The 10,614-nt window shown below is 47.0% G+C and carries 10 protein-coding genes; 4 read left to right on the forward strand and 6 right to left on the reverse strand.

Annotated features, from left to right (window positions below):
* The coding region (locus QUB11_RS30105) for a hypothetical protein (protein ID WP_333207327.1) at positions 1–274 on the forward strand (274 nt) is incomplete at its 5' end.
* Between the two features lie 480 nt (positions 275–754).
* Here QUB11_RS30105 and QUB11_RS30110 read toward each other — a convergent pair.
* Entirely contained in the window at positions 755–2,689 is a 1,935-nt protein-coding gene (locus tag QUB11_RS30110) for a serine/threonine-protein kinase (RefSeq protein ID WP_333392476.1), read from the reverse strand.
* Between the two features lie 502 nt (positions 2,690–3,191).
* On the opposite strand from QUB11_RS30110, the gene QUB11_RS30115 reads away from it, so the two are divergent.
* Positions 3,192–3,674 (forward strand): 2Fe-2S iron-sulfur cluster-binding protein, encoded by a 483-nt coding sequence (locus QUB11_RS30115; protein ID WP_333057691.1) that lies wholly within the window; start codon positions 3,192–3,194, stop codon positions 3,672–3,674.
* 38 nt (positions 3,675–3,712) lie between these two features.
* On the forward strand, positions 3,713–4,183 hold the full coding sequence (locus tag QUB11_RS30120; protein ID WP_333392478.1) for a phycobilisome protein: 471 nt from the start codon (positions 3,713–3,715) through the stop codon (positions 4,181–4,183).
* Positions 4,184–4,200: 17 nt separating this feature from the next.
* On the opposite strand, the gene QUB11_RS30125 is transcribed toward QUB11_RS30120, so the two are convergent.
* From QUB11_RS30125 to QUB11_RS30145, 5 genes are all read right to left on the reverse strand, one after another.
* Positions 4,201–5,367 carry a pentapeptide repeat-containing protein gene (locus QUB11_RS30125; RefSeq protein WP_333207325.1) on the reverse strand — a complete coding sequence of 389 codons (1,167 nt, stop codon included), beginning with the start codon at positions 5,365–5,367 and terminating at the stop codon, positions 4,201–4,203.
* A gap of 242 nt (positions 5,368–5,609) precedes the next feature.
* Positions 5,610–6,272: a V4R domain-containing protein gene (locus QUB11_RS30130; RefSeq protein ID WP_333207324.1), complete on the reverse strand. Its 663-nt coding sequence runs from the start codon at positions 6,270–6,272 to the stop codon at positions 5,610–5,612.
* A 57-nt stretch (positions 6,273–6,329) separates the two neighbouring features.
* On the reverse strand, positions 6,330–6,851 hold the full coding sequence (locus QUB11_RS30135) for a phycobilisome protein (protein ID WP_333257879.1): 522 nt from the start codon (positions 6,849–6,851) through the stop codon (positions 6,330–6,332).
* A gap of 122 nt (positions 6,852–6,973) precedes the next feature.
* Positions 6,974–7,240, reverse strand: coding sequence for a hypothetical protein (locus QUB11_RS30140; protein WP_006635916.1), 267 nt, complete (start codon positions 7,238–7,240; stop codon positions 6,974–6,976).
* 94 nt (positions 7,241–7,334) lie between these two features.
* Positions 7,335–8,036 carry a V4R domain-containing protein gene (locus QUB11_RS30145; protein WP_333157607.1) on the reverse strand — a complete coding sequence of 234 codons (702 nt, stop codon included), beginning with the start codon at positions 8,034–8,036 and terminating at the stop codon, positions 7,335–7,337.
* A 282-nt stretch (positions 8,037–8,318) separates the two neighbouring features.
* Here QUB11_RS30145 and QUB11_RS30150 point away from each other — a divergent pair, with 282 nt between their 5' ends.
* Positions 8,319–10,154: a peptidase C14 gene (locus tag QUB11_RS30150; protein WP_333207322.1), complete on the forward strand. Its 1,836-nt coding sequence runs from the start codon at positions 8,319–8,321 to the stop codon at positions 10,152–10,154.
* The last annotated feature ends 460 nt before the right edge of the window (positions 10,155–10,614 follow it).

A 10,614-nucleotide genomic window follows, 5' to 3' on the forward strand; every position in this document is an offset into this window, starting at 1 on the left:
TTACGTCAAGTTCTTTCTACTCAGCACAAATGCTGGTTTTTTTCCCTTGACTTTTTTCTCGTTGTTTGCGATATTGAATATCAGCGATGCTTTTACTCTCTATCTTGATTTTTTTGACGAGGTTAATAGTGCTTTAAGCTTTCAAACTATTCTTTTTTCTAGGTTCAGTTTTTTACCTTTAGTTCGCGGTTGTTTGAACCGCTTCCCTTCTGGCGCTTTATTAATGTATCAACTCTCCCCAGAGTTGTCAAGCGTTTTGCGAAAATATTTTTGACTTTTTTTTGAACCTATACACATCAAGGGTTTCGGCACTTGTGACCTGCTCCGGTATCCCCTGGCTGACTCCTCTTTTAACTATGGGGTCTTTTTTTGGGCCCAAATACGGCTTTGGGGCGGACTATTTCCCGCGCATGGGTATAAGGACTCAGTGGTTCAACATGATGGGGCTTACTTGGAGTAGAGGTTAGGCAAAGTTAGAGTGTAAGGGGTGAGGCTGGATCACAGGGTGAGGATGACAGAAGCAGGCTGGTGCATGAGTCATATATATATGTAAGTGGTGTCTGCATTTCTGGGACTTTACTGAGGGAGGTTTGGGTCTCAGATTGAGCCGATCGCCCTTAACCATTCCTCTGATTCAAAATCCAGAAGCTGACACGACACGGTACTCTAACCCCGATCGAACTCCCAGGAATCGATCGCCCGCAAATACACTATCCTGAACTACACCCCCAAACTCCTTCAGTTACCCCAGTTATCAGCCCTTGATGAGCGAGCGCGAGTTGGTCTCCTCAACATCTACATCTAAAAAGTGCAAGTGACTCTCTTCCTCAGTATTGACAGCAATCACCAAACCTCTATTCCCCCAAGGAGCGATCGCCCGGGGTGAGGCGGGGCTGCTAAAATTCCCTACTTGAATCCCTTGACTGTTTAACACTTCTATCTGCCCCTCAACATCTGCCAACACCCATCCCCAATTAGCCACACAAGCAGACACGGGCAAACTTTCAAGGGGAATTCGCGCTACCTTGAGCGGCCACAATTTCATCAACAGCACCGCCGCTTTACCACCTTGGGGAATTCCCAGCAAAGTATAAGGCTCAGGTGTCAACAGCATCTGTCCCACACTGGCAGACAACCGCACAGAACCCACCGGCGTGCCGCGGCGAGTGTAAACTCTAAAAATAGTTTGAGGATTTTTTGGTTCGTTGTCAGGCCAAACTGCTAAGACGTGTCGCCGATCCAAAAACATTAATTCTGGTAAATAGTGTTCTGGTAAAGGCACAGTAGCGATCGGCTTCAGCGCTTTTTTCCGATCGCCCGCAGTGCTGTTTCCCGCTAAAGAATAAAAACGCAGTTCGCCAGGAACCGCTACTGTCAACCAGTTGCCGTGAGAGTCAATAGCAGCTTTTAAAGCATCTGGGCCTTGCCTCAAACCCATATCCAGCAGGCACTGAGGTTCCCAAGAGCGATCGTTGAGCCAGTAAAGTTTTTGGGGAGTGAGAACGCAGCAGCCGTCGGAAACAGGTAAAATGCCACGCACGATTTCCGGCATTAATGAAATAGAAGTAGACATTTCTCCTGTAACTAGCTGTTTTCCCGGCTGAGACCAAACCTTCACCTCTGTACCTACAGCAGCATAGAGATACGTTTCAGTGGCAATTAAAGCGGTCAACGGTGCAGGAAGTATCAGTGGCTTTGGCTGCGAAAGCGAATAGCGCACAGTCCGAAGTAAATTAATAGCCGACTGTGATGCTTTTTCCTCTTCCACCTCCAGTAAAGACTCAGTTTCAGACTTCAGACTTTTATCACCACTTGTGGGATTTTCCCAAGGAATAATGCAGTCGCCCAATTGCCTGACAGCGGGGTCGTACATGATCAGCCGCAGAGCTTGAGCCATTTGGGAAGCACTGGCAAAACGGCGGGCTGGCAGCTTTTCTAAAGATTTTTTGACTATTGCTTGCAAAGGTTCGGGGATGGCGTCGGGAAATTGCAAGCGTTGATTCAGGTGCGCCCACCTCAAGTCTCCGGGGGTTCCCCCGAAAGGGCGGTAGCCCATTAGCAATTCAAACAGCAGAATTCCTACTGCATATATATCTGACATCGGGGAAAAAAGACCGTAAAACCGCTCTGGGGCCATGTAAGCGGGGGAACCGACGGTAGCGTCGGGAGAAATTTCTTGGTGGAGGCGAGTGGTACCAATTTCTGGCAGCCGACGCGCGATGCCAAAGTCAGACAGCCGGGGCGACCAACCTTTGGATCCTAAAGTTAGGAGGATATTTTCGGGTTTGATGTCGCAGTGAACTACGCCTCGGCGGTGGGCGTAGTCTAAGCCTGCTAAAACTTCCATGACTAGCTGCAAACCTTCGAGCAGACGCAAGGGGCGCTCTTGTTTGAGCAGGTTGCGGAGGGTTCCTCCCTCGCAGTAGTCCATAACCAAGTACCTGCCTGTAGCTGTGTGTTCTAGAGCTCGGCAGGTAACAATGTTCGGGTGCTGCAAGGTGATCAGAAACCACAGCTCTCGCAAGAATTCGCTAGTTGGGGCTTTTTGATGACTAAGTTCTTTGAGAGCAACCAGTTGGCTGGTGAGGCGGGAGTCCTGGGCGGGAGCTTCTCGAACGGTGGCACAAAAGACTCGACCAAATTGTCCTTGTCCGACTAGCCCTAAAATGCGGTACTTAGAATGTTGCATCGGTCTAATTATAGAAAAAGCTTGAGCTAGTATTAAAATATGTAAATAATTCTGACAAAAATTCAAATTTTTGAATCCCTCGCCAGGTACAGCCTATGTTATCTCAGGTTCATTCTCAGCCTCTTTGAGAGCGATCGCACTGTCGCACCTACTAAAATCCTGGAGCTTCGGAATCACTATCAATCTTGCCGGATGCCGCTACCCGATCGGGAACTACCTGTGGCTGCTATTTTAGTCGATCGCGACTATTACAGTTTTTTCAATGCCCTGCAGAAAGTATCTAAGGTTTTAGCTTTTCAAGGCTAAGCTGGGGAATCGGGGCGAGGGAATAGCGATATGACCAAAACAGAAGTGCGGTTATGCCATAGGGGTTAGAGAGCCAGAAGCCGATGCTGTCGTCAAGGCATCTTAACCTTTTTGAGTGTTAGCCAAATTTTTTTGCGCTTTGAATAAGTTGATCGTAACTTGCTAAATACTGAACTTGACAGGAGCAAACATCAATATGGTTAAAATTATTAAACTAGATCCAATTGCGGAGGAAATAGCAGTCGAAACCCGATCCAATATCCTGTCGGCCTTACTTTCCAAAGACTTAGACGTTCTCAAGGAATGCGGGGGGCGGGGAATGTGCGCTACCTGCCATGTTTACATTAAAGAAGGCATGGAAGGCTTGTCGGACATGAACCGCCGCGAGAAAAGGACGTTGGAAGTCATTACTACGGCTAAAGCCAATTCGCGACTTGCTTGTCAGGCTCAAATTATGGGCGAGGGTGTGGTTGTAGAGTTGCCTGCGGGGATGTACATTAATGCTATTGAAAATGTCGAAGCTTTGATCGGCCGCCGGGCCCAGCAAGATTTATTACACCCAATTACGGGTCAAGTAGTTGTAGAATCAGGAAAGTTAATTACTCGTTCTATCGTTACACAGCTTAATGAAACCCGCTTTCAAGTAGGACAGTATTTAGTTCGGACTAAAGAAGCTTAAAACTGATATGTTTGTATTTTAGTAGTAGAGAAAAATCTATGTTGAGCCAACTTGCGCGTTTGAGCATGGAAGCAGACGGACGCTACGCCAGTGCAGAAGAACTCCAATTTTTGAAAGACTACTTTCAGTCTTTGAATCACCGGATGAGTGCTTATAAAAAAATTCAAGCCTCTGAAACAGAAATTATGCGGCAAGTGGAAGCACAAATGCAGTCTCTAGACCCTAGTTTATTTCGGCGGGGGGGTAACGATGTCACTGAAAAGTGCCGTGGAGATATTGTGCGGGTGTTGAGGCATTCGGCGGCAGCACTGTTGATTAATGATACGGAACGATTGCGCGATCGGCTACTACTTTGGTTGCAAACTATTTTAGGCGCTGTTCAAGTTAGAAATACTGCGACCGTGACCTACGATGTGATGAAAAAGGTCCTCAAGCAATATCTCACGGTGGAAGAAAGGAACCTATTTTTTCCGATTCTGGACATTAACCGCACATTACTCGGCAAATAATCAAGGGGGTTGACCAGTTAACGCCGATAAACTGTGCCGTTAGGAAGAGTGGCTCCAATCAACTTCGCTCCCGTCAAATCCGCCTCAGTGAGAATCGCTCCCCGGAGGTTGGCTCCTGTCAAGTCAGCTTTCTGCAAGTTGGCTTTACTCAGGTTAGCTTTGGTCAAGTTAATTTCATGCAGGCAAGAATTAGACAGGTCAGCATTGATCAGGTAGGCTAGACTCAGGTTGGCTTTGCTGAGGTTGGCTCCGCTCAAGTTAGCTTCCATCAGATAAGCACCGCTTAAGTTGGCTTCATTCAACAATGCCTCTGCCATATTAATTCCAGTTAAAAGTTTGCGGCTCAAGTCTACACCGCTGAGGTCGGCTCCGCTGAGGTTAATACCGCTTAAGTGGCTGCCATTCAAAGTAATGTTTCTCAGATAGGTTTTGCTGAGGTCTGCTTTGCACATATTGGCTCTATCCAAGCAAGCTTCGCTAAGGTCTGATCCGATCAAGCACGCGCCGTTTAAATAGGCTTGAGTGAGGTTAGCTCGCCTGAGATTAGCTTTCAACAGGTTGGCTTTGCTGAGGTTAGCACGGGTTAAGTTGGCTCCGGCTAGGTTGGCTTTGGATAATTCGGCTCCGGTGAGCTGTGCTTCGGTCAAGTCTGCCTCTTTGAGACTCGCTAGACTTAAGTAAGCATCTTTGAAGTTTGCTCCGTTGAGATTGGATTTAATCAGATAGGCTTTACTGAGATTGGCCTGAGTCAGAACGGCTTTGGTGAGGTTAGCGGCGCTCATATCTGCACCTATGAGATTAGCATTGGGAAGAATTGCTCCGGTCAGGTTTGCCCAATTCAGATGAGATCCGGCTAGGTTGGCGCCGCTGAGATTGGCTCCGATGAGATTGGCTCCACTCAGACTGGCTGCCATGAGGTTGGCGCCGGTGAGATTGGCTCCGCTGAGGTCAGCTTTGCTGAGATTGGCTCGGCTCAGATGGGCTTTGGTGAGGTCTGCCCCGCTGAGGTTAGCACCGATTAAGTAGGGTCGTTGCTGGTGTTGGTTGAGGTTTGCCAAAATTAGAGTTGGGGCATCGCTGGAACGGTATAAATCGATCGGACTCAACACAATGCCGCGCAGATTTGCCAGTCTAAAATCTCTTTCGCCGGCTGCATATCGAGTTAGAAGTTCATTGGCGTCCATTAAGTTCTAGCAAAATATTTGAGGTTTTGATTGCTTTTAAATTTTATGAGTTTCTAGAGTAAGTTATGAAGTTTTTAGCTGCTAGTTATCATCAGGTTTTATTTGAATTGCTAAAACCTTATTTTTTAACTAACGAGCTTTTTTATAATTTAACTCACAGTTTTGATAATACGGTCGATAATATGGCTGGCAAAAAATCGATTTGACAGCTATTAGCAACAAAGTAATAGCTGTCAAATAAGTCATTTTTTTTGAAAAAGTTGACTGAGAATAGCTTCATGGTCTTTTCCTTCTTCGACCATAGAATCAGCAGGTTGGAGGCGATCGCGCAGCCCTAAAATAAAGCGGTTGCAGTCCGAACCCAATGATTCGCAGGATGTTTGCAGGCAGTGAAGTTCTCGACCCGTAAGCTGACTAAAGAAAGAACTTAAAATACCTGCTTCTAGAAAACAGGCTGGTCGCTTAGACTTGGGGGCTGTTTTAGCAAAAAGAGAGTTAGCAATTTTTACTATTAAAAATCCATGTTCTGAATAGCTGGGGTCAAGATCAAATGTTCCCCATCCATGAGTTTTCCAACACTGCTGTAAGGACTGAATAAATTCTACCATTTCCATTTCAGAAACTGGCTGACCGTAGTATTCGCTGACTTCTTCGCAAAAACGCACGTAGAAGTTTTTACCCCACCAGCGACCGCAGTTGAAAAGCACGAGGCGGGAGGCTTGACCTGTTTCTTGTTCTAAGCCGATATAAATGGCTTGAATCAGTGTTTCTGGGAGCGCTAGGAGCCGATCGCCCCGGCGGTTTTCGAGGAGGCCGAGTTCGAGGTCGCCTCGGACGTAGGCATCGCTGGCAAAGTAGTTTCCAGGGAGTCGGGGCTGTTTGAGTAAGTCGGCAATATTAATCATCGGGAATTGGGAATTGGGAATTGGGAATCGGGAATTGGAAATTGGGAAGAAAGCTGATTATTTATTACCTTGGTCAATAATAATTGACTGTGCTTGGTCGAAAAATGGTTGCAATATAGCCCGGGCTTGCTCGGAAAGCAATTCTTTTAAACGAGTTTGCAGCAGATTGCAAACAGTTGCTTCTATTTTTTGAGTTTGGTGGGCTTCGACTATGCCGGAAAGCCAGTCTACAAGGCGCTGTTCGAGAAAGTTTTGATCGTTGAGCAGCATAGCCATAGCACAGTACCGCAAGACTAAAACCCAGTGTTTGAGCGATCGTTCTAAGGTTTCTTGTTTTTCGTCGGGGAATGTTTCTTGTAGTTTGGTAGCTACTGGTTGGAAGATGCTTGCTTCCTTCTCTCGCAAAAATTCGTAAATTTTTAAGCGCTGGACAAGGGTTACAGCTTGACGCTTAAAAGCTATGAGTTCTTCGCCTTTTAAAAAGCGGTTTTCTGCCTGATCCAGCAGCGCCTCAATCTCAGGGTGCATGATTTTAATTAAGTGGTAATCGGTAATTGATAAAAGGAAGTCAGTTGGCATTTTGCAAGTGGTAGTTCTTTATTAGGAGTTTTCCTACTTCCCAATAATAAATAATAAAGTTACCAGTTGCAGTGCGGAATTCCTAATATTAACGCAGGGTCATTTTCCATTCCCTACACAGATTAAAACAGGTCGAAGAGGTCATCAATGGTGACTTCTGCTTGTTCAGAAATAGAAATTACTGGCAAGGGTGGCGGTAGGGGGAGGGCACCTACTTCCGGAATTCCTTCCCAAGAAATAGCTTGAAAAAAGTCTGCGACTGGCTGGGTTAAACTCAGAAGTTGACCGGGGGTAGAGCCAGTTGGGGTTTCTAAAGATTTTCCCAGCCAATTATAGTGACCAAAGAATTCTTGGACAGATTGGCCCAACCATGAAGTTTGACTTTTCATCTTTCTTCCTGCCTGGAGAAGTCCACCATCGCACTTTCGATCGCGAAATTGGTGGGAGGAAAGGCAGGGCAGGGGATGTGCCTTTCCAGGTTGTTTACCGCAATATTTCACCGTGTTGCAGTCGATTTTGAATATCGCGGGCGTTGGCACCTTCGTTGAGCCAGAATGCTGCTGCATCAATTTTATCTGGGTTGCCAAGCAGGAACTTGCAATAGGTTTCTCCCATTGAGTAACATTGGAGTTCTATGCAGCTCAGAGGCTTTTTGACTAAAGAGCCGAAGAAACCGGCGAACAAACCGGCGTATAGGTGACAAACCGGTTTGCCTACGTCTCCCAATGTGCGAGCAACTGCTGAGTCAAAGAGGTTGATGAAGATGCAGCCGTGTTTGCGATCGCTCATGTCAACTTCCCAGCGACCCCAACCTTGAGCCGTGAAAGGCCACCACCAAGTTTCTAGCAGAAACATGAGATTTGACTGGCGAATGTTTTGGTCGAATTCGGCACTAAACCATTTTTGAAAAAATTCAGAATCTTGGAGTCCCCACTGGCAACCAATAGTATACATGATGACAGAGGACGCGGGGCCTACTTCTTCTTCGAGCCCCTCCACCAAACCGATAATGAAGTCTTCGCTGGTAAAAATGTTGCGCGACTCATTCCAGTCGTCAATTGTACCCATCTGGCGATCGAAGGCAAAAAAATCTTGAAACCTATAGTGGCTGTGAGTTTTAGGATGCTTTTGCTTCAGGAGCGATTCGCTGTGGGGGGAGATTTCTTTTTTGGCGGTAGAGACCATGGGCGGGTTATTCCTTTTTGGTGTAGTTTGGTGAAAATTAGAGTCAAATAGACGGGCCTATGTATCCAATTTAACTTTATTTTTCTAAAGGCAGGCACAGGGGAGAATTTTGTACGACCATATAAAAATTAAAAATTCTAGGATGCTAAATTTGGGGGCTTGTTGGGAGTTCGGCCTTCGGACAACTGCTCTGTGAGTGCTGGCGAAAGTGGGTATAACCTTAAACGGGTATGTGTTATCGTTTTGTGCAAGCTGTCCACTATATATATAGGGCATATGGGGATGAAAAATCACGCTTGTATTGCAATAGGCATCAATCAATATCAGTTACTCCAGCCTTTGAGTTACGCCCAAGAGGATGCAGAGGCTCTGTACGGTTTTTTGACTGAGGAGGCGGGTTTTGCGCCGGATGGATGTCTGCTGATGACCGATAGCTCGCCGTCGCTGTGGGGTCAATCTACATATCCAAATCGGGAAAATATTCTGAGATTGACCCAAACCCTCTGCGCCGAACATGTGCAACAGGGAGATTTACTCTGGTGTTTTTTTAGCGGCTATGGTGTTAGCTATGAAGGTAAGGATTATTTGATGCCGGTTGACGGCAATCCGGCTGACATTCAGGGTACGGGGATTCCGGTAGAGTTGCTGTTGAATACTCTGAAAAACGCTCCTACGGAAACGGTGTTGGTGCTGGTTGATATGAACCGCAGCCAGATTGTGAAAGCGGGGGAAACGATCGGCTCTCAAACGGCCGAGCTGGCGCGGGAACTGGAAATTCCGACGGTGCTTTCTTGCCGCGCGAATCAAGTTTCGCGGGAAACTTCGGCTTTGCGTCAGGGGTTTTTTACGACGGCGCTTTTGGAGGGGCTGCGATCGGGACAGTGCATGACGATTAAGGGTTTAGACCGTTTTTTGAGCGATCGACTGCCGGAGCTGTGTGACCACCATTTGCGTCCGAAACAAGAACCTTTGATGGTGGTGAATCCTCCAGGAAAGGCTAATTTGGTGATTTTGCCGGATGCTTCAGGGGTACCAACTGCTGCGTTGGCCGGACGCAACGGCAATATGATGGTTGGTACGGCTGATGGGTTCGATCGCCCGCAAATGGCGACGGCTACGGCTCGAATGGATCTGCCTCCGGCAGTTCGCAATGCTCAGGATTCGCCGGTTGAGATGCCGCCTGTGTCGCAGCCAAATGCTGTGGCCCCTGCCGATCGGGGGGGCGATCGACCGAACTTGCAAAAGCCGGAGGATGAGCATAACGGGGGGTCGGATAAGTCATTTTTGCAGCAGCTAGTTTTGTGGAGTTCAGCTACGGCTTTGGTGCTGCTGTTGGGTGTGTTTGTGACGAACAAATCAATTTTTATTGGTCAGCAGGAAGGAGATCCTCGCTCGCCTGCTAAAAATGCCCAAAACTCTGGATCTCAACAATTGACTGGTACTGGGGGGTCACAGAACCAGCCGCGGGCGGTGCAAGCAGGGAGTGGAACCAAGCAGCCACCATCCAGCCAGCAGGTGTGGGCTGAGGCGAAAACTTTCCTCAAGGATGGTTCGGCTTCTAGTTTTAATAAAGCAGTGGTTAAGGCTCGAACGATTCCGCCTAGCGATCCGCTCTACCCGCAGGCTCAGCAGGATATTGAGCGCTGGAGTTTGACAATTTTGGATATAGCTAACGGGCGGGCTGCTCGAGGCGATTTCCAGGGGGCGATCGGGGCGGCTAAATTGATGCCTGATGTCAATGGGCCTGTTTACAATCAGTCGAAACAGGCGATCGCTCAGTGGGAGGAGCTATCCAAAGACCAAGATGTAAATGCTGCTTTGCTATCGGCTGCTAAGGGTCAAATTAAGCGGGGTGTTGCCTCTTCTTACAGTAAAGGCATCCAGCAAGCTAATAAAATTGAACCGGGTCAGCCGAAGTATGAAGAAGCTCAGCAGTTGATTGGAGGGTGGAGCGAAACTATTCTCAAAATTGCTCAGTTGCGCGGATCTCAAGGAAAGCTGAAAGAGGCAGTTGAAGCTGCTTCGCTGGTGCCGTCGGGTACTAAGAGTTATCAGCAGGCTCAGAAGGATATCGCCAATTGGAAAACTAAGCTCCAACGCCAGCAGAAAAAAGGTTGATTTAGTTGATAATTTCTCGGTTTCCCACCGGGAAATTATCTTAGCGACTGACCAAGATGGGTCGTTCGCTCGATCGATACCTCTTCATACTGCAAAAAAAGACCTACATCTCGATAATTTAAAACCAATAATTTTATTGACCATTGCCCCTCCCCAGCTTCTGCGCGAGGGGATTTTATATGCTGCCTGGTTGGTTGGTTTTTGTAGAGTGAAAGATATCGTATGAGCGGGTTAATTAGGGTTGCATAATAGTGGGATGATTTTGATTCTTTTTGTGGAGGGGCCCATGAGACCGAAGGCGTGTATTTTCAAAGCCTGCGGTACGCCTAACCCTACTCACTACAATAATCCTCAAATTGTGCAACGCCGATTCATTAATATCTTTGGTAGTAATAAATATGTAGTGAAGTTTAATTACAGTAATTGAATACATAGGATAATTTTATAAATAACACAATCA

The sequence above is a fragment of the Microcoleus sp. B6-A1 genome (genome assembly GCF_036705085.1).
In the GTDB taxonomy this organism is placed as follows: domain Bacteria; phylum Cyanobacteriota; class Cyanobacteriia; order Cyanobacteriales; family Microcoleaceae; genus Microcoleus.

What these genes read in the sequence shown, in the direction of transcription:
- QUB11_RS30140 (WP_006635916.1), bottom strand. Translation starts at nt 7,240, where the DNA reads ATGAAAAGTCAAACTTCATGGTTGGGCCAATCTGTCCAAGAATTCTTT.
- QUB11_RS30150 (WP_333207322.1), top strand. Translation starts at nt 8,319, where the DNA reads ATGAAAAATCACGCTTGTATTGCAATAGGCATCAATCAATATCAGTTA.
- QUB11_RS30125 (WP_333207325.1), bottom strand. Translation starts at nt 5,367, where the DNA reads ATGGACGCCAATGAACTTCTAACTCGATATGCAGCCGGCGAAAGAGAT.
- QUB11_RS30115 (WP_333057691.1), top strand. Translation starts at nt 3,192, where the DNA reads ATGGTTAAAATTATTAAACTAGATCCAATTGCGGAGGAAATAGCAGTC.
- QUB11_RS30145 (WP_333157607.1), bottom strand. Translation starts at nt 8,036, where the DNA reads ATGGTCTCTACCGCCAAAAAAGAAATCTCCCCCCACAGCGAATCGCTC.
- QUB11_RS30135 (WP_333257879.1), bottom strand. Translation starts at nt 6,851, where the DNA reads ATGCCAACTGACTTCCTTTTATCAATTACCGATTACCACTTAATTAAA.
- QUB11_RS30130 (WP_333207324.1), bottom strand. Translation starts at nt 6,272, where the DNA reads ATGATTAATATTGCCGACTTACTCAAACAGCCCCGACTCCCTGGAAAC.
- QUB11_RS30110 (WP_333392476.1), bottom strand. Translation starts at nt 2,689, where the DNA reads ATGCAACATTCTAAGTACCGCATTTTAGGGCTAGTCGGACAAGGACAA.
- QUB11_RS30120 (WP_333392478.1), top strand. Translation starts at nt 3,713, where the DNA reads ATGTTGAGCCAACTTGCGCGTTTGAGCATGGAAGCAGACGGACGCTAC.